The organism is Chroococcus sp. FPU101, assembly GCF_017312365.1.
Classification (GTDB): domain Bacteria; phylum Cyanobacteriota; class Cyanobacteriia; order Cyanobacteriales; family Microcystaceae; genus Chroococcus.
In genome coordinates, this window is record NZ_BLJI01000029.1 from 32973 (window position 1) to 57718 (window position 24746).

28 protein-coding genes are annotated in these 24746 nt (G+C 37.0%); 13 read left to right on the top strand and 15 right to left on the bottom strand.

The genetic code is table 11. From position 1 onward, the window contains the following. Nucleotides 1–34 precede the first annotated feature (34 nt). Nucleotides 35–1438 carry a HAMP domain-containing sensor histidine kinase gene (locus tag CFPU101_RS19320; protein ID WP_206816960.1) on the top strand — a complete coding sequence of 468 codons (1404 nt, stop codon included), beginning with the start codon at nucleotides 35–37 and terminating at the stop codon, nucleotides 1436–1438. Nucleotides 1439–1442: 4 nt separating this feature from the next. After that, nucleotides 1443–2366: a tRNA (adenosine(37)-N6)-dimethylallyltransferase MiaA gene (gene miaA, locus CFPU101_RS19325; protein ID WP_206816961.1), complete on the top strand. Its 924-nt coding sequence runs from the start codon at nucleotides 1443–1445 to the stop codon at nucleotides 2364–2366. Here the strand turns inward: miaA and CFPU101_RS19330 are convergent. Further along, nucleotides 2347–3249, bottom strand: a complete 903-nt coding sequence (locus CFPU101_RS19330) for a hypothetical protein (protein WP_206816962.1) — start codon at nucleotides 3247–3249, stop codon at nucleotides 2347–2349. The genes miaA and CFPU101_RS19330 overlap by 20 nt on opposite strands. A gap of 209 nt (nucleotides 3250–3458) precedes the next feature. Here CFPU101_RS19330 and CFPU101_RS19335 point away from each other — a divergent pair, with 209 nt between their 5' ends. The 3 genes from CFPU101_RS19335 to CFPU101_RS19345 are packed head-to-tail and all read left to right on the top strand — an operon-like array spanning nucleotide 3459 to nucleotide 4578. Further along, a complete protein-coding gene (locus tag CFPU101_RS19335; RefSeq protein WP_206816963.1) occupies nucleotides 3459–3962 on the top strand; it encodes a hypothetical protein in 504 nt (167 codons plus the stop codon). A gap of 15 nt (nucleotides 3963–3977) precedes the next feature. Further along, entirely contained in the window at nucleotides 3978–4286 is a 309-nt protein-coding gene (locus CFPU101_RS19340; protein ID WP_206816964.1) for a nucleotidyltransferase family protein, read from the top strand. Then, nucleotides 4273–4578, top strand: a complete 306-nt coding sequence (locus CFPU101_RS19345) for a DUF86 domain-containing protein (protein ID WP_206816965.1) — start codon at nucleotides 4273–4275, stop codon at nucleotides 4576–4578. Before CFPU101_RS19340 ends, CFPU101_RS19345 begins: the two co-directional genes overlap by 14 nt. Before the next feature lie 34 nt (nucleotides 4579–4612). On the opposite strand, the gene rlmD is transcribed toward CFPU101_RS19345, so the two are convergent. The 5 genes from rlmD to CFPU101_RS19370 all read right to left on the bottom strand — a co-directional run bounded on the left by rlmD (nucleotide 4613) and on the right by CFPU101_RS19370 (nucleotide 8776). Next, nucleotides 4613–5968, bottom strand: a complete 1356-nt coding sequence (rlmD, locus tag CFPU101_RS19350) for a 23S rRNA (uracil(1939)-C(5))-methyltransferase RlmD (RefSeq protein ID WP_206816966.1) — start codon at nucleotides 5966–5968, stop codon at nucleotides 4613–4615. Nucleotides 5969–6232: 264 nt separating this feature from the next. Next, complete coding sequence (locus tag CFPU101_RS19355; RefSeq protein WP_206816967.1) at nucleotides 6233–6652, bottom strand: type II toxin-antitoxin system VapC family toxin; 420 nt, start codon at nucleotides 6650–6652, stop codon at nucleotides 6233–6235. Further along, nucleotides 6653–7456, bottom strand: coding sequence for a hypothetical protein (locus CFPU101_RS25705; protein WP_242578107.1), 804 nt, complete (start codon nucleotides 7454–7456; stop codon nucleotides 6653–6655). It lies immediately after the preceding gene. A gap of 587 nt (nucleotides 7457–8043) precedes the next feature. Continuing rightward, nucleotides 8044–8184 carry a DUF433 domain-containing protein gene (locus CFPU101_RS25710; RefSeq protein ID WP_242578109.1) on the bottom strand — a complete coding sequence of 47 codons (141 nt, stop codon included), beginning with the start codon at nucleotides 8182–8184 and terminating at the stop codon, nucleotides 8044–8046. A gap of 1 nt (nucleotide 8185) precedes the next feature. Continuing rightward, entirely contained in the window at nucleotides 8186–8776 is a 591-nt protein-coding gene (locus tag CFPU101_RS19370) for a PAP/fibrillin family protein (RefSeq protein ID WP_206816968.1), read from the bottom strand. A gap of 169 nt (nucleotides 8777–8945) precedes the next feature. Between CFPU101_RS19370 and CFPU101_RS19375 the strand changes: the two genes are divergently transcribed. From CFPU101_RS19375 to CFPU101_RS19395, 5 genes are all read left to right on the top strand, one after another. Continuing rightward, on the top strand, nucleotides 8946–9194 hold the full coding sequence (locus CFPU101_RS19375) for a DUF3134 domain-containing protein (protein WP_206816969.1): 249 nt from the start codon (nucleotides 8946–8948) through the stop codon (nucleotides 9192–9194). Between the two features lie 113 nt (nucleotides 9195–9307). After that, the gene (gene mraY, locus CFPU101_RS19380; RefSeq protein ID WP_206816970.1) at nucleotides 9308–10375 is read left to right on the top strand and encodes a phospho-N-acetylmuramoyl-pentapeptide-transferase; all 1068 of its coding nucleotides are present in this window, start codon (nucleotides 9308–9310) and stop codon (nucleotides 10373–10375) included. Beyond that, entirely contained in the window at nucleotides 10376–11200 is an 825-nt protein-coding gene (gene rsmA / locus CFPU101_RS19385; RefSeq protein ID WP_206816971.1) for a 16S rRNA (adenine(1518)-N(6)/adenine(1519)-N(6))-dimethyltransferase RsmA, read from the top strand. Beyond that, nucleotides 11190–12137, top strand: a complete 948-nt coding sequence (gene ispE, locus CFPU101_RS19390) for a 4-(cytidine 5'-diphospho)-2-C-methyl-D-erythritol kinase (RefSeq protein ID WP_206816972.1) — start codon at nucleotides 11190–11192, stop codon at nucleotides 12135–12137. The genes rsmA and ispE overlap by 11 nt, the downstream gene beginning before the upstream one ends. Nucleotides 12138–12148: 11 nt before the next feature. After that, nucleotides 12149–12499 carry a DUF3082 domain-containing protein gene (locus tag CFPU101_RS19395; protein WP_206816973.1) on the top strand — a complete coding sequence of 117 codons (351 nt, stop codon included), beginning with the start codon at nucleotides 12149–12151 and terminating at the stop codon, nucleotides 12497–12499. Between the two features lie 100 nt (nucleotides 12500–12599). Here the strand turns inward: CFPU101_RS19395 and rpoD are convergent, their stop codons facing one another. The 4 genes from rpoD to CFPU101_RS19415 all read right to left on the bottom strand — a co-directional run bounded on the left by rpoD (nucleotide 12600) and on the right by CFPU101_RS19415 (nucleotide 16468). Further along, nucleotides 12600–13733, bottom strand: a complete 1134-nt coding sequence (gene rpoD / locus CFPU101_RS19400; RefSeq protein ID WP_206816974.1) for an RNA polymerase sigma factor RpoD — start codon at nucleotides 13731–13733, stop codon at nucleotides 12600–12602. A gap of 770 nt (nucleotides 13734–14503) precedes the next feature. Further along, nucleotides 14504–15322 (bottom strand): ATP synthase subunit I, encoded by an 819-nt coding sequence (locus CFPU101_RS19405; protein ID WP_206816975.1) that lies wholly within the window; start codon nucleotides 15320–15322, stop codon nucleotides 14504–14506. A gap of 62 nt (nucleotides 15323–15384) precedes the next feature. Continuing rightward, entirely contained in the window at nucleotides 15385–15750 is a 366-nt protein-coding gene (locus CFPU101_RS19410) for a Lin0512 family protein (RefSeq protein ID WP_206816976.1), read from the bottom strand. 10 nt (nucleotides 15751–15760) lie between these two features. After that, the gene (locus CFPU101_RS19415) at nucleotides 15761–16468 is read right to left on the bottom strand and encodes a J domain-containing protein (protein ID WP_206816977.1); all 708 of its coding nucleotides are present in this window, start codon (nucleotides 16466–16468) and stop codon (nucleotides 15761–15763) included. Between the two features lie 380 nt (nucleotides 16469–16848). Here CFPU101_RS19415 and CFPU101_RS19420 point away from each other — a divergent pair, with 380 nt between their 5' ends. Continuing rightward, entirely contained in the window at nucleotides 16849–17625 is a 777-nt protein-coding gene (locus CFPU101_RS19420) for an RNA polymerase sigma factor SigF (protein ID WP_206816978.1), read from the top strand. On the opposite strand, the gene CFPU101_RS19425 is transcribed toward CFPU101_RS19420, so the two are convergent. From CFPU101_RS19425 to CFPU101_RS19445, 5 genes are all read right to left on the bottom strand, one after another. Beyond that, the gene (locus CFPU101_RS19425) at nucleotides 17622–18851 is read right to left on the bottom strand and encodes an SUMF1/EgtB/PvdO family nonheme iron enzyme (protein ID WP_242578112.1); all 1230 of its coding nucleotides are present in this window, start codon (nucleotides 18849–18851) and stop codon (nucleotides 17622–17624) included. The genes CFPU101_RS19420 and CFPU101_RS19425 overlap by 4 nt on opposite strands. Then, the gene (gene egtC / locus CFPU101_RS19430) at nucleotides 18808–19614 is read right to left on the bottom strand and encodes an ergothioneine biosynthesis protein EgtC (protein WP_206816979.1); all 807 of its coding nucleotides are present in this window, start codon (nucleotides 19612–19614) and stop codon (nucleotides 18808–18810) included. Before egtC ends, CFPU101_RS19425 begins: the two co-directional genes overlap by 44 nt. Nucleotides 19615–19924: 310 nt before the next feature. Further along, nucleotides 19925–20248: a thioredoxin gene (gene trxA / locus CFPU101_RS19435; RefSeq protein WP_206816980.1), complete on the bottom strand. Its 324-nt coding sequence runs from the start codon at nucleotides 20246–20248 to the stop codon at nucleotides 19925–19927. 250 nt (nucleotides 20249–20498) lie between these two features. Continuing rightward, nucleotides 20499–21005 (bottom strand): phycobiliprotein lyase, encoded by a 507-nt coding sequence (locus CFPU101_RS19440; RefSeq protein ID WP_206816981.1) that lies wholly within the window; start codon nucleotides 21003–21005, stop codon nucleotides 20499–20501. A gap of 48 nt (nucleotides 21006–21053) precedes the next feature. After that, complete coding sequence (locus CFPU101_RS19445) at nucleotides 21054–21758, bottom strand: HEAT repeat domain-containing protein (RefSeq protein WP_206816982.1); 705 nt, start codon at nucleotides 21756–21758, stop codon at nucleotides 21054–21056. Between the two features lie 263 nt (nucleotides 21759–22021). On the opposite strand from CFPU101_RS19445, the gene CFPU101_RS19450 reads away from it, so the two are divergent. Further along, nucleotides 22022–23842, top strand: a complete 1821-nt coding sequence (locus tag CFPU101_RS19450; RefSeq protein WP_206816983.1) for an alpha/beta hydrolase — start codon at nucleotides 22022–22024, stop codon at nucleotides 23840–23842. Between the two features lie 286 nt (nucleotides 23843–24128). Further along, nucleotides 24129–24629, top strand: a complete 501-nt coding sequence (locus tag CFPU101_RS19455; protein ID WP_206816984.1) for a hypothetical protein — start codon at nucleotides 24129–24131, stop codon at nucleotides 24627–24629. The last annotated feature ends 117 nt before the right edge of the window (nucleotides 24630–24746 follow it).

The following is a 24746-nucleotide window of genomic DNA, read 5'->3' on the forward strand; positions in this document are numbered from 1 at the left end:
TCATTTTATCTTTTCCAAGCCTGGGCTAACTCCGATGGTGAAACTTTGGCCAAAAATTGATCATCAATCTTTACAAGTTCGCTTAATAGCAGGAGTTGCCACAGTTTCTACAATGGGTTTGGGAAGTGTTGTTACTTGGATGAGTTGGCAAATTCAACATTTATTAGTCGAGACTCATAAACAAAATCTAGAAATCATTGCGAACCGTTTTCCCCGTGACGTAGAAATTTATAGTGATATGGTATCCCTAGAAACAGGAATTCAAAAAGCAGTTAATAATCTGACTAATTATAATACTCTATTGTGGGTCAAAAATTCGGTTGGAACGATTACTGCTAAATCTCAAACAGAGATGATGATTAGTAAAGAAAATACTTTAACGTTTTTATCTGATCTTAATTCTCAACCTAAATTACAAAAAATTCAGGGTGATTATTGGCTGTTGTGTGCTGTTCCTTTAGTAGTTAAAAAAAACTTTTACGGTCAACTATACATTGCTCATAATATTACGAGTGAGCAAACAATGTTTCTTCATTTGACCAGAAGTTTAAGTTTATCTAGTTTATTAGCAATTGGTGTGATGTTATTGGCGATCACTTGGTATGTAAGAAAGTCATTAAAACCACTTCATCGAATTAGTGAGATTACACAAAGTATTTCTGTAGACAAACTAAAAGATGCTCAAATTCAATTAGAAAATGCACCTAGTGAAATTAAACAACTAGTACAAACTTATGAACAAATGTTATCTCGTCTGTCTCAATCTTGGGAACAACAACAGCAATTAGTTAGTAACGTTTCCCATGAATTACGAACACCCTTAACGATTGTTTCAGGATATTTACAAAGTTTATTACGTCGTGGCGATAATTTAACATCTTCACAAAGAGAAGCGATAGAAGTAGCTACATCTGAGGCTAATCGTACCATACAATTATTACAAGATTTACTCGATTTAGAGAGGGCTGATAGTGGTAGAATGCACTTCTATGCGGATTTAGTCAACTTAAACAATCTATTAATAGAAGTTGTTGAAATGACGAAAAAATTTAGTGATCGGATTTGTTTACTTGAGCTTCCAGAGCAAATCATTACGATTACCGTTAATGAACATCGTCTTAAACAATCTTTACTGAATTTAATTGATAATGCGATAAAATATTCTGAGCCGAATACACCGATAACTTTACGTTTAGAACACTCAAAAGAACAAGTTACTATTCAAGTTTGTGACCAAGGTATAGGTATTCCTTTACAACAGCAAGTCCGCATTTTTGAGCGTTTTTACCGAGTAGATGAAGCTAGAACTCGGACTACGGGAGGGAGTGGTTTAGGTCTTTCTATTGTGAAAACTTTTATTGAAGGAATGGGGGGGACAGTTTCAGTTTATTCTAGACTAAATAAAGGTAGTATTTTTTCGATTATTTTTCCCCTTTAAAAAAATGTCACCGATATTAATTGTTATTTGTGGCGCAACCGCTACAGGAAAAACAGGATTAGCGATAGAATTAGCACAAAAATTAAATACAGTTATTTTAAGTGCGGATTCTCGTTTAGTTTATCGAGAATTTAATATTGGTACGGCTAAACCTTTTCAAGAAGAATTAGAATTAGTTCCACATTATTTAATTGATATTTGTCATCCTACACAGATATTAACTTTAGCAGACTATCAAGAACAAGCTCAAAGTTTAATTAATTCACCTAAGATAAATACAGTACCTTTATTATTAGTCGGTGGTACAGGTTTATATATCAAATCAATTACAAGGGGTTTAAAAATACCGAGAGTTTCGCCTAATTATGAATTGCGATCGCAGTTAGAATCATTAGGTCAAAATCAACTTTATGCGTTTTTATCTCAAGTTGATCCAATTGCTACAAAAAAAATTCATCCAAATGATCAAACTCGAACCTTAAGAGCATTAGAAGTTTATTATGTGACAGGAAAACCGATTTCTGAACAACAAGGAGAATATCCCCCAAACTATCCTATTTTACAAATTGGTTTAGAATGCGATTTAGAACAATTACAAAAAAGAATTGAAGTTAGAACGGATAAAATGGTCAAACTAGGATTAGTTGAAGAAGTGGAATATTTAGCTAAAAAATATGAATGGAATTTACCTTTACTAGATACATTAGGTTATGCAGAAGTCAAGCAATATTTACAAAATGAAATTACCTTAAATGAAGCAAAAGAACTAACCATTTTACATACTCGTCAGTTTGCTAAACGTCAGCGAACTTGGTTTCGTGCTTATCCTGAAATTGAATGGTTTGATGTCAATTCTGATAATTTATTTGAGCAAATATGGCGACGTATTCAAGATTTTTTAGCTCAAATTACTGAGACTCAATGGTAATCTTCAGTGACCAGTTATAATGATTTAATCTTACTTCATTCATTTTCGATAATCGCGTTTCCATAATTGTTTTAGATTCAAGAAAAGCTGTAGAAATAATGGGTAACATTTGGTTTAAATTAATTGTAGCTTGTCCATTGCCCTGAGTTGTAGTTGTCGTTATTTGAACTGATGTTGAATTATTACTAGAATTTTTATACTCTTGAGTGTCTATTTGTTGTTCTAGAGTAATTCCTAAATTCAATACATTATCCTGTCTTTCTTTTACTTTTAGTTCATAAATAATGGTTTGATTGGGTTTAGATAAAATATACATCATTGGAATTATTTGATTAATTTTCCATTTAGCACCAACACCAACTGCTTGTGAAGGTAAAGGAGAAGAAAATTGATTAAAATAATTTAATGATTCATTCATCATGATTTGTTTAAGTTCTGGAGAGACTTTCTCTGGAAAAATATAATCATACGTTTTTTTTACATTGCCTTGTGGAGCAATAATTAATGTTGCACCAGAAGCGATAACTTGAGCTAGATTAGAACTGATATCCCTAGCGGAAGTATTTGAATTGCTCATTGATGCAGTAATTCCAGAATAAATATAACTTAAATGAATATCACCATTAGACTCTATTTTTTTAACGGTTGTATCCACAGTTATTTCTATATTGTAATTAAAATCATTTGAGCGAGATTGTTGATCTTCTGATGTATTTGTACCCATCATTATTTTTAATTTGATGGTTTGTTTGTCACCCACTACTGGAGTAAAACGGAGTTGTTGCCTTGGTTCTGTCCCATAATCTAAAATGGTTACTTTTGATGTCTGTTTTGGACATTTTTCGGTTTGAGTAGGTGGAGAAGGTTCAGCAGCAAAAGACATAACATTTTGTCCCAGTACCAAACAAAAAATCGAACCAGCTAATAAAAATTTTCTCATTGTATAATTTTTACGAAAAGTCTTATTCTATTTTTTCAAAAAAAGCAACACATTCAACATTGGGAGTTTGCGAAAAACAATTAGCAGGTTGAGCAAAAGTTATTCGGTAATTTCCTCTATAATTTACTAAAGACAGTATCGTTTTGAAAAACATGAGCAAGCTACCTCGTCCTCACTACATGGAAAGAAACAGCACTCAAACTCTACGGGAAGGTCTTGAAGAATATTATGCACTGAACCCTCATTTAACTCCTCCAAACACTCAACCACCCGAATTTGCTAAAATTTTGCTGGCTCATGATGTTGGTCATGTTATTTATGGTTGTGATACAGGGATGTATGATGAGCTAAAAATACTACCTTTATTTTGGTGGACGAGTGAATGTACCTTTAAAAAATTTCGTGAAATGAGAAATACACCTGCCGTAGATGTGATGTATGATGACATGATCAAGGAAAAAGGGGTATTCTGGCTTTATAGAGAAGTCCTTAAAGTTATTCCTCCACTCATTCCAAAGTTAATAACATTTTGGTTTAAAACTCGTCAACGCAAAAACCGAGTCCCTTTTTTAGAATTTGAACCTCTACTTGAACGCTCTCTTTTAGATATTCGTCAAGGGTATGACTTATTGCCTTTTATTAGTGATAATTCTTAGACTAATTTCTCACTCATGACAACTTTACCGATCAAAATTCCTCAAGAACAAATCATTAAGTTTTGTCAACACTACCACATTCGGAAACTGTCGCTGTTTGGTTCTGTATTGCGAGAAGATTTTACGACTCAAAGTGATATAGATTTTTTAGTTGAGTTTGAACCCAATAAAACACCGAGTTTTTTTACATTAGCTCGTATGGAACAAGAATTGTCTGATCTGATTAATGGACGCAAAATAGATTTAAGAACGCCTCAAGAATTAAGTCATTACTTTCGAGATAGAGTTCTAACTGAGGCAAAAGTCATTTATGAGCATTGTTGATGATTTAAGTCGTTTGTATCACATGAAAGATGCTGCCGAAGAAATTTTAGATTTTATGGCAGGTAAAATAAAAGAACATTTAACTAGAGAACGAATGTTAGCGTTAGCAGTGGTTAAAGATTTAGAAATAATTGGAGAAGCGGTCAGTAAAATTTCTGTAGAATGTCGAAACAGACATCCTACAATACTTTGGAATGAAATGATTGGGATGAGAAATCGATTAGTTCATGCTTACTATGGGATTAATTTTGATATTGTTTGGGAAACAGTGCAGAATAATTTACTACCTTAATTGAACAGCTAGAGAAAGCAATACAAGACAAAATCTAAGCATAAACCAAACTCAGAAAAGCGACACATTCAACATGGGGAGTTTGTGGGAAAAAGTCAGCAGGTTGAACAAAGGTTAATTGGTATTTTCCCTCTTGACATAAATATTTTAGATCTCGTGCTAGAGTTGCTGCTTGACAACTCACATAAACAATACGAGACGGTTGTAAAGAGAGAAGTGCATCTAAAACAGTATGATCGCATCCTTTACGGGGAGGATCTAAAATAACAATATCAAACTGCTCTTGGATCTGGGGTAAAATCGTTTCGACAGTTCCCGCAAAAAAAGAAACATTATCGATTCCATTTAGTTTAGCGTTTTCTTTGGCTTGTTCGATTGCGCTTTTTTGCATTTCTATTCCCACTGCTTCTTTAGCATGTTGTGCCAAGGGTAGCGTAAATGTACCAATTCCACAGTACGCATCTAAAATCCGTTCAGAGCCATTTAAAGCTAATTTTTCTAAAATCACTCCTAAAAGTGCTTCGGCGGCTTCGGTATTAACTTGAAAGAAGGTATCAGGACGTAAATGATAGGTGAGTCCAGCAAAATTTTCTCTTAAATAGGGAAGACCTGCGATCGTATGGGTTTTATCTCCAAAAATAACATTCGTTTTCTTGGGATTGTAGTTTAAAGTGACACCGACCAAATTAGAATAACGTTGTAACCAGATGTCTGCTTGTTCTTCTATCCCCGATAATTGTGTATCAGTAGTAATAAGCGTTAATAAGATTTCTCGCGTTTTTCGTCCAATTCTTAACGCAAGATGTCGTAATTGTCCTTGATGGGTTGTTTCATTATAGATTGTCCATCCTCTGGCTTGAATATCTTGTTTAATCTCTGCTAAAAGTGGATTAAGATCAGGGTCTTGTACAGGACATTGATTCAGATTAACAATTTGATGACTCTGACGACGATAATAACCTGTTTGGATATTACCATTGGTTGATTGTCCTAATGGATAGGTTGCTTTATTGCGATAACCGAGAGAAGATGTACCTGTGAGAATGGATGAAGTTTCGATGTCGCTAAACCCTCCAATTCGTTTGAGAGTTTCGATAACTTGATAGTGTTTAATTTGACTTTGATAGTGATCATCGATCTGATGCCACTGACAGCCACCACATTTATCGGCTACGATACAACGGGGACGAATACGATAAGGGGAAGCTTTAATGATTTTTTGGATTTTTCCTTCTGCGTGGTGTCGTTTGAGATGAAGAATTCTTGCAGAAATATGATCGCCTATTACTGTATCAGGAACAAAGATCACTTGTCCATCAAATCTTCCTACCCCTTCACCCGTATGATTTAGATCGGTGATTTCTATGTCGACTAAACTACCTTGCTGCATTACCTTACTCTGTATAGGTTTTCTCTTCTACTTTACTAGGGATCTTCAGATTACGATGATGACCTATTCTAATTAACCTGAGTTTTGGATAACGAGAGAGCTTACAGACTGAAGTAGGCAAGCTACAATTACAAAGTAGGCGGTCTTTGTAGAAATAGCGCAACCCTTTAGGGGCAATACTTAAGCAAAACTCAGGTTAAGTAAGCTCAGTATTAAAGCAAGCAAATAACAACATTTGTATTACTTCATAAAAGCTTGTTTCTTCTATGTCCAATCTTCAGTAGATAAACCTGCAATTTGTCCAAAATCTTTACTGTTTCGCGTTAATAAAACTGCTTTGTTTATCATTGCAATAGACGCAATTTTTAAATCCATTTTACCAAGTCGTGGATACATTTTTCTCAGACGTAGAAACTCTTGAGCAGCCTGCTGATCAAATTCAAGAATAGGGATTAAGCAGTAATTCGTGAGTTGTTGCTTAATTTGCTTATAAGCTTCAACCTCTTGTTCAATATTTTTGGCTCCTGCTATATAACTTAGCCATCCCCGCATTTGTTCCTCGTAACTAATAATGCTTGTCACTACTTGAGTAGAATTGACATTCGTCAATCTCTGAATCAATCGTTGAGTCTTGATTCCACCGCGCTCTAAAATACTAAGATGATCAGTATCAAGGATATACATTTATACATCCAATGACTCTGTAGAATGTGGCTGAGGTAAGTCACGATACTCGCGTCCTAACTGCATCGCTTCATCATAAACTGTGTTATTTGCAAATGTTCCAGTGATTTGTTCCCACCAAGGCTTAGAAGATGAATCAATTTCTACTTTATTTTTAAGCTGTGTAGATTCAGTTTCTCGAGTTATTTCTTCCTTGTTGATATAATCTTCAATATTTAATATAATAAGACTACTATATGCTCTAAGCTGAGTGACCAGATTTGATGTTTTACGATTCTCAAAATATTCTGATACACTACGAGTAGAGACAGAAAAGGCATTTTTAGAGCCATCATAAATTCGCTTTAATTCTGAAATGGAGAAGAAAACAATAAAAACATCAATAATCTCAGAGAGCAGCAGAAAACCTGAAACAATTCTTTCAAGATCTTTTTGATATTCACCTGTTTTGTCTTCGTTGATCAGATAGAGACTAATAAATAAATAAGAATAAGCTGTTAAGTAACTGGTTATATGATCAATTATTATGATCAGATTAAGAGCATCAGGTAGATCCTTGGATTGCTTCCACAACTCAAACCAAGACTCTGTTAATCGATTGAAAATCAGATATCTTTCTTGATACGTTTTTGAGTTATCTTGAGCTTGTTCTAGCCGAAATTTGGTTTCATCAATAAGATTTTCAATTAAAATTTGATCGGCTCTAATGAGAATAGAATTAAGCTCCTGCTTTAGATTCTGTATATTCTCAAAGACAACTTGACTTAGAGTACTATCAATTCCTTTGATCTGAATATTATTCATAACAGATTAATTTATACATATTATTAAATAAATTTTAATAACTGTAATATTTTTAAATAAAATTCTCACCGTAAAGAATATAGCTACTGATCAAGACTAACTGATTTTGTATGGATTCTGCGGAATAATATAAACGCTACTTTTAACAAACCGCGTAACTGTTCCCCAACTGTATAAGTTTGTCGTTCCGCTACAATTATTCTTGAGGGATTAAGTCTTGTGCCATATAGATGCCATGTAATCGACAAAAATCACCCATGTTATAAGTATAGATGACTTGCTCTTGTTGTGTAGCCTAAATTAATTGTTTAAGAGCAGGAGAACGTAACTTATTAGCTTCGGAGGTAGTGAGAACATCAAAGTTCGCTTGTCTCAAAGCTTGTATTAACTCTTCTCTACTAGAATCTTCATCTAAATATCAACGGATGTTCACAGTTGTTGATTTTTCCGATATTCAGCTACTACACGATCATATTCAGCTTTTTCTTCAGCTAAATAAGTTTCTATTTCTTCTGTATTAGCATAATAATAGGCTAAAACTGCGTGTACTTCTGCGCTTAGTTAACCCATCGTATTCTTTTATGATTTCATAGGAGTGACAGTTTTTCTCTTGTGTGTAAGACAGCAATTTGTTGTACAGATAGCCTTCTATTTGCTATTGTAGGACGACCCCCACAAGTATCGGGGGTTTTGACGATTAATGTTCCAATATTGATCGTTGTTGTCATTCTAAGATTTTTCCTTCGCTAAAATAAAGATATTGCCTTCATTTCCGCGACCAATGCGTAAATCTTGATCGAGATAAGTAATTTCTAACCAACCCTGTTGATCTCGGTTTTGTATACTAAAATCTACAGGAAGGAATTTTTTACCACTTTCGATATCTTGAATCAGTTGACTGGGTGTACGATAACCGATGAGACGTTGTAACCCAATAATAGAACGCTCAAACTTGACATTAACACGACGATCGCTAACGGGTTCAAATTGTGCCGCAACACTGACTATTCCCTCTAAAAAAGGAACCCCAACAATTTCAGCAATATTATAAAGTTTAGCTTCATTCACTCTAATACACTGGTAGATCTGACCCAATTGGAGTAAGGGAATATTATCTAAACCCAGAATCCCGCGACTGGTAGTATAGAGTAATCGCCAGTCTCCATCGAGTAAATCTATTGCCAGAACAGGGTTAGGAGTCGGGTTATGATCTTCGAGTTGTTCAACTGCGGTGAGAACTCGAACTTTATCTGCTTCAGATGAAAGTAAACCTCGGTTTCTTCCTGCAATGATTTCTAGTAATTTGGCTTTTTCTTTCATGAGTCACCTTGATGAATAGCCTATCTAGTTCTATCATGCTCAATTTTGACCCTGAACAGGAAATTTTTTAAAGTTTCTTTTTTTTCTATCCCCCCGAAAACCGAGCGAGACTGATACACTCAAAAAGGGACAACCCAAATTAGACTAATTTTTAAAGTTATCTAACACAATGCAAAATCCGTCTTTACGTCAAGAACCGCGTTACGAACCAGCGCGTGTCATTCCAGTAAATAAAGATTCCTCGATTATAGAATGGTTAGAAAGAACTGGCCGTTTGATTCCACGAGAAAAAGAAGAACGCGAACTTATTCCAGAAGATGAACTAGAACTGTCTGAATTTATGGATAGTGATGATACTTATGATATAGATATCGATGACGATGACGATGAAGTTGTCATTGATGAAGATGCTCTATAGAAAATAGTAATCGGTTATGTGTTCACTATTCACTATATAACGATTCATTTGTGAAACCTATTTCGTGAGATCATCATCTAATAAGCTGCATAAAATTAGCGTGTGGGTAAGTTGTGGACTTCATCTCTTTTTCAGCAACCAGTCTTAAACAACCAACAGGTACAAGCTTATTAGTTCTTTTAACTGTACTGCTGTTGCTGTTGGCTATTGTTCTTTCTCCTTCTCTATTATTACCACTTGGAGTTTGTGCTATTTTAAGTGGTATGGTAGGGTTTGGGGTGATTCCTTGGCTACGGCAACTCAAAGCAGGACAAGTTATCCGCGAAGATGGGCCCCAAAGTCACCTAAAAAAAGCAGGTACCCCCACGATGGGTGGTATTTTTTTTGTTCCTGTTGCGGTTTTAGTGGCTTTAATTTGGTCGAAATTTGATCCGCAAGTAGTGGCAGTTTCTTTACTGACTCTAGCTTATTTGGCAATAGGTGGAGTAGATGATTGGCAAATTTTACGCCAACAGTCGAATAAAGGAATCTCCCCCCGCATGAAGTTGATTTTACAGATAACTGGTGCAGTTTTATTCTGTATTTGGGCGTTATTCACCCAAGATAATAGTATTACCCAAATTCAATTACCTGCTGGGATCGTTCTTTCTTTAGGTTTATTATTCTGGGTCTTAGCTGGTTTTGTTTTAGTCGCTGAAAGTAATGCAACCAACCTTACTGATGGGGTGGATGGTCTGGCAGGTGGTACAATCGCGATCGCTTTGTTAGGATTAGGAATTATGGTGGCACCCACTGCACCGAATTTAACTCTATTCTGTGCTTGTTTAAGTGGGGGTTGTCTTGGTTTTGTTCTCCATAACCGCAACCCTGCTAAAGTATTTATGGGTGATACAGGATCTCTAGCGTTAGGTGGTGCGTTAGCTGCTGTGGGAATTCTCGGTCAAAACTTATGGGGTTTATTTCTCGTCAGTGGGATCTTTTTTGTTGAATCTCTTTCCGTAATTGCCCAAGTCAGCTACTATAAAGCCACGAAAGACGAAAATGGTATAGGAAAGCGTTTATTGAAGATGGCACCGCTACACCATCATTTAGAATTAAGTGGCTGGGCGGAAACTCAGATCGTTGGTGTATTCTATTTAATCAATACGGTATTAGCCATTTTAGGTATCGTTAGTCAATAAATGAAGACAAGACCCCGAAAACAATTCGGTCAACATTGGTTAAAAAGTGAAGATGCTCTTAATCAGATTATAGAAGCGGCTGAACTTAAAGAGGGCGATCGTATTTTAGAAATTGGCCCCGGTACTGGTATTTTAACCCGTCAATTACTCCAGTCGGCGGGTGTTGTTGTCGCAGTAGAAATTGATCGAGATCTCTGTCCAAAATTAATAAAAACCTTCGGCAACCAAGAAAACTTTCTACTTCTAGAGGGTGATATCCTTACTCTCGATCTCGACTCTCTACTAAATGCTTTCCCAAAATTTGCCCATCCGAATAAAGTCGTCGCCAGTATTCCCTACAATATTACTAGCCCAATCTTAGAAAAGTTACTCGGCACCGTCGGCAACCCCGCAGCAAACCCTTACCAGACAATCGTTTTATTGATCCAGAAAGAAGTCGCCGAACGACTCGCTGCAAAACCGTCCACTAAAGCATATAATAGTCTATCTGTCAAGACCCAATATTTAGCATCTTGTGAATGGATCACTGATGTTCCAGCAAAAGCTTTTTATCCACCGCCAAAAGTCGATTCAGCCGTCATTCGTCTTCGTCCCCAACCAACTCCACCCAATGTATCGAATCCCAAAAAGCTAGAAAATCTGATTAATTTGGGTTTCGCCAATCGCCGTAAAATGTTACGAAATAATTTAAAAGGAATCATCGACGGTGATCATCTGTCCCAAATACTGGAACAATTAGAAATAAATCCTCAATGTCGGGCCGAAGAACTCAGTTTAGATCAATGGATCGCTCTCTCGTCAATTTTGATAGATCATGCAACATAGTTATACCCTACTCGCCCCAGCAAAAATCAATCTATATTTAGAGATTATTGGCGATCGTCCCGATGGCTTTCATGAATTGGTGATGATTCTCCAAAGTATTAGTTTATGCGATCGTATAAAACTTCATCCCAACGGACGCGAACAATTTCGCATTTTTTGCCAACATGAACAAGTCCCCAGTGATCAAACCAACCTTGCCTATAAAGCGGCCCAATTAATGCGACAACAATTCCCCCAACACTTTGCGAATTATGGTGGCGTTGATATTACCATTGAAAAAAATATTCCAGTGGCGGCGGGGTTAGCAGGTGGTTCGGCGAATGCTGCTGCGGTATTAGTAGGAATTGATCTAATCTGGAAATTGGGTTTAACTCACCATGAATTACAAACACTGGCGGCTCAATTAGGTTCAGATGTACCATTCTGTTTATCGGGAGGAACTGCGATCGCTACAGGACGCGGTGAGAAACTTGGTTCAATTCAACCTCTAGAAAATTTTTGGTTAGTCCTAGCCAAATATAATAACTTAGCGGTATCAACTGCATGGGCTTATCAAACCTATCGCCAACAGTTCTATGATACTTATACTCGCTCTCGTCAAGGAATTGACCAACGAACAAAACAGGTTCATTCGGGCCCCTTAGTGAGTGCGATCATCCATAAGGAGAATGCTAAAATCGGACAACTATTACACAATGATTTAGAAAAAGTTGTATTACCTGAATATCCTAATGTTGCACAATTACGGGAGACGATGCAGCGTATGGGAGGGTTAGGTACCATGATGTCGGGTTCCGGCCCTTCTGTTTTTACCTTGTGTGAATCTTTTGAACAAGCAAAACAAATTCAAAAAAGCGTCTTTGAAGCTATTCCAGATGCAAATTTAGGGATTTGGATCGCACAATTAGTTAATACAGGTATTTCTATTCAATCTTAAAGGTGATTATTATGACTGAACCAACCTCATCAACCGAACCTAAAGTTACCCCTATCGAAAAAAAAGTTAAACCTGTTGAAGAAAACGAAAAAGTTACGCCTTTACGCTGTTTTACAGGGGCTGTCATCTCAGGTGGGTTAACTTTCTTTTTATACTATCTAACTTCTGCGATTATCACGACCTTTGCGACTAAACCCGTCACTGCCGATAGTCAACTCGCGTTTAGAATAGCAACAGCCGTTCGTACCTTAGTGATGGGACTTTCTTCCTTAGCAACCTTTATCTTTATCTTTGTTACTCTGGGTTTAATTTTACTGGGTATTCAATTACTGATCCAAGGGTCAAAGGAAAATACAGTCTAATTCCTATAACGGTAATGATCGGTATTAGAATTCTTATCTAAAAAAAAGCCCAAAAAAAAGCTAGGTCACCTGAACCTAGCTTCTTTAATATCTAATCCAACTAACGAATGTACTCTTTTAAAATGCTATTCCGATTCGGATGACGCAGTTTCCGTAATGCTTTTGCTTCAATTTGACGAATCCTTTCACGAGTAACATTGAAAATTTGTCCAATTTCCTCTAAAGTTTTCATTCGTCCATCATCTAGACCATAACGCAATCGCAATACATCCCGTTCTCTAGGAGATAAAGTATCTAAAACGTTTTCGAGATCTTCGCGCAGCAGATTTTTTGAAACTTCATCTTCAGGGGTTTCGCCATCTGCTTCGATAAAATCCCCTAAGCGAGAATCTTCTTCTTTACCAATGGGCGTTTCTAGAGAAATCGGTAATTGTGCTGATTTAGCAATAAACCGTAATTTCTCGATCGTCATTTCCATTTTCGTCGCAATTTCTTCTTCGGTGGGCTTACGACGCATCTCTTGTGAGAGAATTTTAGTAGTTTTCTTGATCCGTGAAATGGTTTCGTAGAGGTGAACGGGTAAACGAATTGTACGAGATTGATCCGCTATCGCTCTTGTAATCGCCTGACGAATCCACCAAGTCGCATAAGTCGAGAACTTATAACCCTTTTCATGATCGAATTTTTCCGCCGCCCGAATCAAACCTAACGATCCTTCTTGAATTAAATCTTGAAAGGATAAGCCACGATTCATATATTTTTTAGCAATGGAAACGACTAGACGCAGGTTTGACTGAACCATCTTATCTTTAGCCTTTCGTCCCAGATACAGACGACGCTTAAACGTCGGGTATTCCATTCCCACTGCTTGCGCCCATTCCTGATCACTTGGGAAACGCCCTAACCGCTTTCTGAGTTGTTCAAAAAGTCGTTCTAACTCCAGTAAATCGGCAATTTTTCGAGCGAGTTCGATTTCTTCTTCAGCCCTGAGTAGCCGAATTCGACCGATTTCTTGTAAGTAAATCCGAATTGAATCCTCAGTATAGGGCTTTCTTCGACCTTGTTCACGACGACGGGTAGCAGTCAGCTTACGAGTTTTTTTACCGTCTGCTTCACCCACGTCTTCTAGTTCGTCGTCCATTGCATCTATTTCATCAATGCCTTCATCAATGAAATCCCAGTCCATCATCTGAGGTTCAGTCATAGTGGCGAGTACATCGTTGGCCTGCGTCATGCCGTTTTCCTCTTACTCCTTATCCTGCTTTAACTAGAAGATTAATTTGATTAAATAATGTTGATACCATGAATTAGATAAGTCAGTGGTCTTACTGATTAAACCCTAAGACCTATCTGATTGTAGCTTTGATTACAGCAAATGGGGAAAGATTTTTGGTTAAATTTCCATAGCTTGATGCAATTATTGCCAACCAATCTTTCATTTAAAGCAAATCTATCCATAATATCCTGTCTTGATTGAGTAGTATTTCCTAATGAAAAACAATTCTCAATCTTGCTCTAAAAATAGAGCTATCTGCTCATTGATTTCTAAGCTAATAGAAAACCCTGAACGATCATAATTGCTGAATTGTCTCCTAGGTTAGTACATTTGTTTACTGAGCTTGGAGATTTGGCTATCTCTAAGTTAGCAATATTTTTTTCAATTGAAGCATTTTTTTTCTTCATATATCAAGTTTTCACCATTTTTGTTTCTGCTGCATCTGTCTTATAAGATTGCTTTAACCAATGCTCGGCTTAAAGTCATGAAATCATCATAGCTTTCTCATTTTTGGTGACCCAGAACAAGCCGTTGCTGTAATAATTATCACAACAATCAAAGAGAAAACTGATTAGAAGACTGACTGAACTGCTCTTAAGTTGCCCTAAAAACAACCTTTATTTCAGCAATAAAAACCTGAGTAAACAACAACCTTAATAACCTATTGTGCTAGACAGAAATTCCTTAAGTAAAAACAACACCTAATAATGTAACAAATTTTAATAATCTTAGATCTGCCGATAAACGGTGTTATAGGAACGCTTCATTGTAACAGGAATTTGAAGAGGTTGGCGAAGAACTTGATCATAGGGTTGAGAATTCCATTGTCCAAGACTTTTAAGTAAAGCATCTCGTACCGTTTCATCTTGTTCTTTGGTTAACATCAAGCGAAAATACTCATTGAGTTGCTGTTGATAACTTAAAGGTAAATTACCTTGATTCACCAGTTCCGTTAATTGTCGTACTGCAATTAATCGTTTAAGGGAATCTTGCGCCGTTAACTCAAACAACCATGACTCAAATCTCGTTTTCTCATCTTGTTCATGAGTCGCAAACATTTGCCACAACACAAGACCTAGAGTTGAGAGAGTAACCACACCTTGTAAAATAGCACCTGTCGCTAACCAACGATTTTCGGCATCAGCCCAAATTGAAGCCACCAAATAAGTAGATAAAGCCGCAATACTACCACTTCCGACTGCTATAGTGAGTTGACCTTGAGATCCCTTAAAAAAAGGTTGCCAGCGCGTCCATTGTTTTCGCCAATTTAAACCTAAACCCGCATAAACTAACCACATCAAACTGATGCCAGAACCAGTCGAAAGAATTAATTTCCAGTTCCACGCTAACATGAAGAGAATAGCGATCGCCATTCCGAACCAAGTTAATCGTTTACGGGTTCGTTTTTGAGCAAGGAGTTTAACCACGTGCCGAAATTGACGTGCTACCGATGGATTAACCGCGGCTGGGCGGTCATCGCAGACACGGCTCTTGTAGGGCAGTGTACCGATGACTTTCAGATAAATGGCTTTCCGAGAAATTGACACGAGTATCCGTAAATCTGATTAGGCTTGTGATGATTAATATACCCTCACTATAGAGGACGCGGTCAAGTTTTTTCAATAATTACTGTAACAGCCGCATTAGCAATAATCATCTCATCATTTTTATCATCAAGCTCAGGAATTGCGATCCCATGGACAATCATACCACCCAATTCCACCGTCAGACTTTTTTGACCAAAGGGTAAAACCGCTAAAACTTCATCATGGCGCACCAATTCAGGATAAGGAACTGCGACTTGTACCTCGACGATCATTTCATTCGGATGAGATAACCCCGCGACTTCCCAAACCCCAGGTAAAGCATTGTGAGCAATGGCATTTCGTACCGCCCTTGCTGCGGCTACTGTTGGATCTTGACCATGTTGATCAATGCCCATGCCCATTTCAATAATAAAACGCTTTCTGGTCATACTCAGCCCGTTAATAAGAATAATACTTCAAGGTAGCGTGTTGTGCCTCTCGTTTCAATCGAGAAGCAATTCTAAATAATTCTTGTCCTGTATGTAAAGCGCGATCGTCATAACTCAGGGTAAAGCGTTCTAACTCATCAATCCCATCGCCAATTTGATTTAGACAATAATAAAATTGAGACGCTGCTTTCGCCAGTTTAGACGGGTTGGGTTGTGAGGAAAAAAGTTGTTTGGCTTGGCTTAGACGAGTCCGACACCTTTCGATATAAGCTTGAAACTGTTCCATCAACTCATCATCAAAGGGATCAGCCGATAGATCATCAATCTTGGATTGAAGTGGGTTGATAATTTGGCTAATGAGTCGATTTAGCGGGATATAAATTCTTTGATACCACTGATTGATAGCAAATTCTGTATCTTGTTGCGCTTCTCGATATCTTTGATATTCTCTTTGTGCTTCGGCTGTACGTTGCTGACGTTGAGTTGCGACAACATAATCATCAGTTTGATGGATTTGATGATCATAGACTTGACGATGTTTTGGATCGCCTAAAACTTCATAAGCGGCATTAATTTCGATAATTCTCTCATGACTAGCTTGAGATCCTTGGCTGTCGGGATGAAACTGTTTAGCTAACCGTCGATAAGCGTCTTTAATTTCTTGTTGAGTGGCATTTTGCTCGATTTCTAGCGTTTGATAGTGATTAGAGTCCGTCATTAGAATGTGAAGTGGGTAGCAACAGGAAGAAACGACCTAATTAATATTGTGTCCGATCTACCTTTTCTGAGTCAACCAATTTCAATAAATTCAGTGATAGTGATCACGATTTTAATGTAATTTCTATCACTTTTAAAAATTAAATTTGTCAAGATTTAAATTTAAGGTTTGCTAAACATTAAATGCTCCATGTTTATACGGATCATTGATTTTTTCTTAACTTAAAAATGTCGTATAACTGTCGTTGTGCAGAACCTCATCGAAAACCTAATCTAGAGACATTCCAAGGCTGTAGTAACTAATTATCGCTAGTTTAATTATTTAAAAAACTTCATAGTTTAGAAACTTACAGCCAATAGCCAAACCTGATGAATTGAGCTATGACTGTCCTAGCACCAGAAAACCTCAAAATCGAAACATTAAAGTTATTCCAAGACTACAAAAAGTACGGGAAAACCAAACTGCGAAATCGTATTCTAGAATTGAATTTTGGATTAGTGAGACGAGAAGCGCATCATTGGACAACTCAGTGTAACGAAAACTATGAAGATTTATTGCAGGTCGGCAGTTTAGGACTACTTCGAGCAATTGAACGCTTTAGCACAGAAAAAGGTCATGCTTTTAGTTCTTTTGCAATTCCTTATATTCGTGGCGAAATTCAACACTATTTAAGAGATAAAGGTTATTCTGTGCGTATTCCGCGACGCTGGCAAGAACTTGGTCGCCAAGCAATGAACATCCGTCGACATTATCAAATAAAATATAATCGTCAGCCTAGCGATCCTGAAATTGCTCATGTTTTAGAAATTTCCATTAAAGAATGGCAAGATATTAAACTTGCATTCCAAAATAGAGAACCCATTAGTTTAGATGTTTCCGTTGGCAATGAAGATGATGGAAATGTCTGTTTAGGAGATCTTGTTGCTGATCCCAAGTGTAAAAGTTTTCAGCTATCCCAAGACGATCGCATCCGTTTACAACAAGCTTTAAGTCAACTAGAAGACCGTACTCGTTGTATCCTAGAATTTGTCTTCCTTCAAGATTTAACCCAAAAAGAAACCGCCGAACAACTTGGAATTAGCGTCGTCACCGTTTCGAGAAGAGTTAAAAAAGGATTAGAACTCCTCAAAGAAGCAATGGCAGCCGAGATCTTTTAATCTTCTGACTTGGCACAGCGAAAACCTGCAAAAATTTCGCGTACTGTCGGATAATACCAATTGCGAAAACTATTACGGAGTACCCAAGGACGAGTTACCCAACTCCCACCTCGTAACACTCGATGTTGGTTGTCAAAATAAACTTGAGAATATTCTCGATAGGGATAGGGCGTAAAATTGGGATATCCACCGAACCAAGAATCTGTCCATTCCCAAACATTTCCCAATAAATCATAACATCCATAGGCACTTTGACCCTCTGGATAGGCATTGACTGGGGTGGTATGTCCAATTAAGGTATCAAAGTTACATTGAGTGCTTAGGGGGTGTTGATTTCCCCAAGGATACGATCGTTTCTGACTATTCCCACTTGCTGCTTTTTCCCATTCTGTTTCTGTAGGAAGACGTTTTAGAGCAAACTTAGCATAGGCTTGCGCTTCATACCAACTTACTCCATACACAGGATGATAATCTGTCTCGGGAGTATCGCTCCAATATAAAGGCTGAGAAATTAAATTATTTTCTTTCCATTGCCATCCGTCAGGTGACCAAAATTCTTTTCTTTGATAGCCTTGAGAGAGGATAAATTCTCGGTACTGAGAACAAGTCACTGGATAAATATCAATCCAATATGTTTCTAAATCTAAAAGATAACAGGAACGTTCATTATCTTGTGCCTCTATCCCTTCATTGCCGACAATGAACTCACCTGCTGCAATTTTAACCATTTCCCCTAAATTTGGGATTGGATGACTTTTCGCTTTCGGATAACTCCCCTTTGGCTCAGCTAGTTGTAAAAGATAACAAATTGTTTCATTATGTTGACTTTCATGCTGAATTAGCCATTTCCAGAGACGAATTTGATTGGCTAAAGGAGCAGTTTCTAGATAATATAAAACCTTACTCCGCACTATCTCTAAATAGTCTTGAACAAATTCAATCGAGGGAAGTTTTTGCCGTTCAGATTTCGGTAAACCATCAGCAGCAAATAAGCGACGATATTGGGGAAATAAAGAAGGATGATGAGCAAGTTTTTCTAAAATCCAGAATGCCTCAGTGTAAGCAATATGGGCAAAATGCCAACCCATCGGACTAAAATCTGGATGGATTTGTAAAAAGAAAAGCTCACTTGGTATAGTTGCTAAAAGTTTTGAAGTGCGATCGCGGCAAGCTTGCAAATCATTAAACAGTGATTCTTTCAAAAATTGAACTGATGCTAACGTCAAGATTTTCCCCTATTGTAATCATGCTATCTTCAGAACACCGATTCCAATCACCTTGGAACATCGGTTCTGAGGCAATAAAAGCCCCATTTGGATACATGGGATCATTTTTTAACCAATATAACGTAGGAGTCGGACGACGATTAGAATATCGAGAAGCAACTAACTGTTTTCCATCACTTAAAATGATATTAGCCGAGAAAGAAACTTGATGATGTTTGGCTAAATCCGCAATAAATACTATGGTTCGTTGTAATGCCTGAGCTAAAGTTAAATTTGAATCTTTTTGCAATTCATTTAGAATCAATCCGTAAATGTGTTCAGAGTCTGTAGATCCTGTAATCAATTGATAAATCTCATCACTTAAAACATTCCGAAGCGGACGATATAAAGTTTGACGAAACTTTTCAATGAAGCCATTATGGATAAATAAAATTTTATCTTTGTTAAATGGCTGACAATTACTAAAATCGACTGGATTAGGTGGAGTGGCACTACGATCGTAAGCTAAAACACATCCTGATTCAATATAGCGACTCAAATGAGGTAGATTGATATCATTCCAAATCGGCAAAAGATTTTTATAGACATAAGGAAGAGTATCAAGAGTCGGATGATACCAACCGATACCAAACCCATCCGCATTAACTACACCTGAAGTCATCTCGCGGGGTTGATAACTTTGAACAATTAAAGAATGTTCGGGTTTATCGAGTATTTTTTCAAGATGAAGCGGCGAACCAAGATAACCTAATAATCGACACATATGAAAAGATCAACAATTTTTGAGACGAAGAATACACACTACAAATCGTTCAACGGATTCTGTTAGAAATGAAGTGGATCGAGAAAGCTAGAAAATATAGCTCAGTTGGAATCCAAAAACGTCCTGTTCCTAAAATAGAATCTTCTTTAGGATAACGCGTATTCTGTTGATCGACAATTTTGTGTAACTCTTTATACTACAAATTTATAGTCAGTTAAAAAAAATACTTTTTGAATGGGGGTGCTGAATGGATAGAATTGCTTTTAGCGATCGCGCCCCCACCTATGTGTTGCCTTATCCCAAACTGACGTTAAAGATATTTTTCTAGGGTATTCGCTAAAGTTGTTTTAGGAACAGCACCCACAACCATATCAACTCGTTGACCCCCTTTAAAGATCATTAAAGTTGGAATACTGCGAATTCCGTATTGACTTGCAATATTCGGATTTTCGTCGGTGTTGAGTTTGACTACCTTAATTTGGCCTGCATATTGTTCGGAAATTTCATCGACAACGGGGGCGACCATACGGCAAGGCCCACACCAAGGGGCCCAAAAATCCACCAGAACAGGAATTTCGCTATCTAAAACCTCTTCTTTAAAACTTGAATCTGTAACTGGGGCTGCTGCTGACATATTGGAAATCCTTTACTGAGCGCATTACTATTTAAGACTTTACAAATTCTATCTAATAAACGGCCAGTTTTCAAAGGCTCCAGTATTAAGTTTATTTACTGGGGTTATTGATGATTTAGTCGATTTCCTGACTTCTAATACAGCGATCAACCCCGTCTCGTCAACCCTTTCTAAAGATTAAAAAAGGATAATCGATCTTTTCCGAACACTTGAATGATGGCGATCTTGATAGAAAGTCACGCTTATACCATTAAGAAACTTTGCGAATCTCCGAATAAAAAGCCATTTGACTAGCTCCATTAGATAATTTAACCAAGCTAGTGCGTAATCTTAAATTAGGACTCGCGAACCAAAGTCGTTCTTCACTCTTGAGATTGGCTTCTTCTATACTTAAAGTTAAAGCATCATCCGTTCCTATTGTGTATTGTCCTTGAGCCGAAGCCTGTCCCTGACTTAGATATCGTAAAATTCGCCCATTTGTCGGATCATTAGCTTGAGGTACCCACACCAAGAGCGTATAGCCTGTTTGCTTGGGTTTTCCCCAATCTACAGAATTATCCCAACTCGCTTTAGTGCCGCCTAATGCTAATTCAGGCTGAATCTGATACTGTTGACATAATTTAATAATTTCAGGATGATCAGATGCTAAAAACTCTACCGTAATTTCCGATTTACTGCTCTCTACATGGGTTTGAAAAATCGTTCGCTGAGAAAACCATTTACCGCCACAAAGTTCTATGATTTCTTTAATGTCCATGAATCGTCTAGTTTACCTAAATCTGATGATGTTTAGCCTTTCTCAATTTTAAGCCATTTCATCGCCTGCTTTTTCTTTCGATAATCGTTTAAGTTCTAATTTTTCGATTGATAATGCTGCTGCTTCTCTGACTTGAGAATGTTCATCTTTAGCCAGAAATCTTAAAGCAGATAGACTTTTCTCACTATCTAAACATCCTAATGCTTCCGCGAGTCGTTGGCGGGTTAACCAATCATCTGAAGACGCAAATTTCAATAACGCATCAACAGTATCAACGGCATTGATTTCTCCTAATGCTGCGATCGCTGCTTGTTTGAGTACTGTTTCTTCGCTCTCTAATGCTTTGAGTAAAACTTCTCTAGCGCGAATATCCTTAAGATTTCCCAAAGAAACCGCCGCACTAAATCTCACTAGCCATTCAGTATCTTCATAAAACGCTCTGACTAGGGGCTCAAACGCCCGCCCATCCTCTAAATAGCCTAATGCACCTGCTGCATCGGCTCTAATTCCATAATCGGGATCAGATTCTAGCAATTTGATTAATATAGGATAGCATTCCTCGGTTTGCTTCACTCCTAATGCAAAAACCGCCATTGAGCGTACTGGAAGAATTTCATCGTAGAGAACTTTTTTAATCAAAGGTACCGCATCTTCCGCAGGAACCGCTCTTAAAGAAGCTAAGGCTAAAAGACGATCTTTTGAGTTAGGGCTATCGAGTTGTGCCGATATATGGGCTAGGCTGGCTTGATCCATGATTTAGATATTGTAATTTTTCTTAAACCTATTTTCATTTTAGTCGTTTGTTTATCCCAAAGGTTTTTTTGCAGTTGATTAATCAAGATGTGCGATTGATCGTCTATCTTTGATCCTGTTTTCCCACCAAAATTCGGGTTAAGTACTGAATTTCTGGCAGTGATGAGCAATCTTAATCATTTGAGCAAGTTAAGTTTTTTAGAAAAAACGGGAATAATCATCTTATGACTCAGTAAAATAATCGTATTCTTACATTGCTTAAAATGATGCTATCTTCGGCTTTTTATCCTCTCCATTGGCTCAAAAAAATCGATCAGGTTGCAATACTTTCTTGTTTATTAAGTAGCTGTGTCACTTCTTCCGCCGTTGCCGCCCAAAAAATTAATCTAAAACTGGGTCTTTTTGAAAAGTCAATTACTATTGAAGAATTAAAAGAATTTGGGGAGACGGGAAAATTATCCTCTAATCTACAACCCTATGGTTATCTTCTAAATTCTGAAGTTCAAAAAAGTTTACAAAAGAAATTTCATGTGGATGCTTTTCTGGCTCAACAATTTTTAGAAGATTTATTTAACTTACCCGATGGGAAAAAACTAATTAAAGAACTTAATTCTGTTTTAGTCGATAGTACATCTGAGCAGATTAAAAAAACTCTTTTTTTAACCATTAAACAATCTAATAGTTTTAGTATTTTAAATATTTTAGAAGCTTATCCCCAAGACGAATTAACCGTTAATTTAAGTGCGATCGCTAAAATAACTACGCAAATTAATCTATCTTATTGGCAAAACCAATTATTAAGTCCCCGACTAACCCAAGATTTAAAAATCAAGCCAAATCGAATATTGTCGAATAACTTTGATCCTGCTTCTCTAGGTACAGAAGAAGTATATAAAGATACTCGAATATTTGTAGATCAAGAAAGAAATCGAAAAATTGTTGCAGATATTTATTATAGTTTTAATCCGCGTGGCCCATTGGTCATTATGTCTCATGGATTCGCGGCTGATCGTCGTTTTTTGAAATATTTGGCTCATCATTTAGTCTCTCATGGTCTAACCGTTGTTTCAGTTGAACACCCAGGCAGTAATATTAATGCTTTAATTAAAGTTTCTTATCGTGGGAAAATTAATCAGATTCTCCCCGCTTCGGAATTTATAGATCGTCCAAAAGATATTAGTTTTGTCTTAAATGAATTAGAAAAAATTAATCAAAAAACAGGATATTTACAAGGTAAATTTAATACTCAACAAGTGAGTATGATCGGACATTCTTTTGGAGGATATACTGCTTTAGCTTTAGCGGGAGGGGTCTTAAATCCTAAAGAACTGCGTAAGTTTTGTCAAAATTCTAGTTCTTTAGAACGTTCTCCTGCTGACTGGTTGCAATGCGCTGCTGCTGAATTGCCTTATAGAAATATCTATTTAAAAGATCGTAGAATTGTCCAAGCGATCGCATTTAATCCAATTATCGGACATTTATTTGCACAAGACCTTTCAACGGTCAATATTCCAACTTTAATTTTAGCCTCGACTGAAGATGGAATTACCCCAATTGTTTCGCAACAGTTACAACCTTTTCAACAGATGAAAGAAGAAAAATATTTAGTAGTTGCTGCGGGTGCAACTCATATGAGTGTGACGGATATTAGTTATCTAAATAGTGCGATGGGACAAAGTACATTAGTTCAAGAAGTGATGGATCAAAAAGCTAATCCTGTTCGAGAAATGGCAAGAGGTTTAAGTCTAGCATTTATTCAACAAATGACACCTCAAGCCGAAGTTTATCGGCCCTATTTAACAGCAAATTATGTCCAATCTCTTTCAAGTCATGAAATCAGCTTACGTTTGACTCATCAACTACCCAACAGTATTATCACTTGGTTGAAAGTTTTTTATAAAGATTATCCAAAACCAACGTCTCACTCTACTTATTCTAAGCATTCACTACTCAATCAACTTAGAGGAAATTGGATACAATTTCAAAGTTTTATTAAACCGACTAAAGCTTATACAGAACAACTAGAACCGATTTTTACAGACTTACTCAAACACTATAGTCAAAAAACCAACCAACTCAGTTAATTCAATAAGAAGAAGCAGTCGGGCGTCTTTCCGTGTTTCGACTCCAACTGCTTCTACTTTCCTCACACCACATTTTTTTATCTCAATTCATAGTATAAACACAATCTATAATTATTGCTAGGGGGTCATGGACAGTTTGTAAACTGGACTAAATACCTATTTTACTCTGTGATGGGTCAGTTTAGCTCAAATTATGCCTTAATCTCCTAACTTTAGATAGAGTGATCGCTTTAAAGATGCCCTCTATCGTTAAAAATAGGCTGTTCAAACAAAATTAGAGAGAACAATGGCAATAGAAAACATTGACACCGAATCACAAACCTTTATTTTTGCTTTTACTCAAAAGGAAGCAGCAGAGAGAGCATACGAAATTCTCAGAGAAAATGGTTTATCAGAACAACAGGTGAGTTTAGATTATTTATTAGCCGATACCGTCAATATTGAACAATCTGAAGCCCAAAAAAGCGCGGCAGGTGGTGCATTAGTAGGAACTGTTTTAGGGGGTTTAGTAGGATTATTGATTAGTCTTCCTAGCTATATGTTCGGTAATGCAGGTGATGGAATGACTCAGATGTCTCCTATCGGAATTATTTTACTAGGAAGTGGTGTCGGGGCGGCGGGTCTTGGTTTAATTGGGGGTCTTAGCGGAATCAATGCGCCAAAAACGAACCCGAATGATATTGATGAAAGCAAAACCTATCAATATCGAGTAATTATTGCGGGTGAAGCAGAATATGAGCAAGCGCAACAAATTTTACAAAAACAAGGTGTTTTAGGAAATGTCTAAAAAAATCCCTCTCTTGGCAAAAAGAGAAGGATGATTTAATCGTGGACAAATTTAGAGAATTTTACTATACACCATCCGCAATTTCAAAATTGAATATTAGACCTCTTGCAAAAGTCA

What these genes read in the sequence shown, in the direction of transcription:
- CFPU101_RS19410 (WP_206816976.1), bottom strand. Translation starts at nt 15,750, where the DNA reads ATGACCAGAAAGCGTTTTATTATTGAAATGGGCATGGGCATTGATCAA.
- miaA (WP_206816961.1), top strand. Translation starts at nt 1,443, where the DNA reads ATGTCACCGATATTAATTGTTATTTGTGGCGCAACCGCTACAGGAAAA.
- CFPU101_RS19340 (WP_206816964.1), top strand. Translation starts at nt 3,978, where the DNA reads ATGACAACTTTACCGATCAAAATTCCTCAAGAACAAATCATTAAGTTT.
- CFPU101_RS19450 (WP_206816983.1), top strand. Translation starts at nt 22,022, where the DNA reads ATGATGCTATCTTCGGCTTTTTATCCTCTCCATTGGCTCAAAAAAATC.
- CFPU101_RS19330 (WP_206816962.1), bottom strand. Translation starts at nt 3,249, where the DNA reads ATGTCTTTTGCTGCTGAACCTTCTCCACCTACTCAAACCGAAAAATGT.
- CFPU101_RS19345 (WP_206816965.1), top strand. Translation starts at nt 4,273, where the DNA reads ATGAGCATTGTTGATGATTTAAGTCGTTTGTATCACATGAAAGATGCT.
- rpoD (WP_206816974.1), bottom strand. Translation starts at nt 13,733, where the DNA reads ATGACGCAGGCCAACGATGTACTCGCCACTATGACTGAACCTCAGATG.
- CFPU101_RS19320 (WP_206816960.1), top strand. Translation starts at nt 35, where the DNA reads ATGGTGAAACTTTGGCCAAAAATTGATCATCAATCTTTACAAGTTCGC.
- CFPU101_RS19370 (WP_206816968.1), bottom strand. Translation starts at nt 8,776, where the DNA reads ATGAAAGAAAAAGCCAAATTACTAGAAATCATTGCAGGAAGAAACCGA.
- CFPU101_RS25710 (WP_242578109.1), bottom strand. Translation starts at nt 8,184, where the DNA reads ATGACAACAACGATCAATATTGGAACATTAATCGTCAAAACCCCCGAT.
- rlmD (WP_206816966.1), bottom strand. Translation starts at nt 5,968, where the DNA reads ATGCAGCAAGGTAGTTTAGTCGACATAGAAATCACCGATCTAAATCAT.
- CFPU101_RS19355 (WP_206816967.1), bottom strand. Translation starts at nt 6,652, where the DNA reads ATGTATATCCTTGATACTGATCATCTTAGTATTTTAGAGCGCGGTGGA.
- CFPU101_RS19440 (WP_206816981.1), bottom strand. Translation starts at nt 21,005, where the DNA reads ATGGACATTAAAGAAATCATAGAACTTTGTGGCGGTAAATGGTTTTCT.
- CFPU101_RS19415 (WP_206816977.1), bottom strand. Translation starts at nt 16,468, where the DNA reads ATGACGGACTCTAATCACTATCAAACGCTAGAAATCGAGCAAAATGCC.
- trxA (WP_206816980.1), bottom strand. Translation starts at nt 20,248, where the DNA reads ATGTCAGCAGCAGCCCCAGTTACAGATTCAAGTTTTAAAGAAGAGGTT.
- CFPU101_RS19455 (WP_206816984.1), top strand. Translation starts at nt 24,129, where the DNA reads ATGGCAATAGAAAACATTGACACCGAATCACAAACCTTTATTTTTGCT.
- egtC (WP_206816979.1), bottom strand. Translation starts at nt 19,614, where the DNA reads ATGTGTCGATTATTAGGTTATCTTGGTTCGCCGCTTCATCTTGAAAAA.
- CFPU101_RS19395 (WP_206816973.1), top strand. Translation starts at nt 12,149, where the DNA reads ATGACTGAACCAACCTCATCAACCGAACCTAAAGTTACCCCTATCGAA.
- CFPU101_RS19335 (WP_206816963.1), top strand. Translation starts at nt 3,459, where the DNA reads ATGAGCAAGCTACCTCGTCCTCACTACATGGAAAGAAACAGCACTCAA.
- ispE (WP_206816972.1), top strand. Translation starts at nt 11,190, where the DNA reads ATGCAACATAGTTATACCCTACTCGCCCCAGCAAAAATCAATCTATAT.
- CFPU101_RS19445 (WP_206816982.1), bottom strand. Translation starts at nt 21,758, where the DNA reads ATGGATCAAGCCAGCCTAGCCCATATATCGGCACAACTCGATAGCCCT.
- CFPU101_RS19375 (WP_206816969.1), top strand. Translation starts at nt 8,946, where the DNA reads ATGCAAAATCCGTCTTTACGTCAAGAACCGCGTTACGAACCAGCGCGT.
- CFPU101_RS19420 (WP_206816978.1), top strand. Translation starts at nt 16,849, where the DNA reads ATGACTGTCCTAGCACCAGAAAACCTCAAAATCGAAACATTAAAGTTA.
- CFPU101_RS25705 (WP_242578107.1), bottom strand. Translation starts at nt 7,456, where the DNA reads ATGAATAATATTCAGATCAAAGGAATTGATAGTACTCTAAGTCAAGTT.
- rsmA (WP_206816971.1), top strand. Translation starts at nt 10,376, where the DNA reads ATGAAGACAAGACCCCGAAAACAATTCGGTCAACATTGGTTAAAAAGT.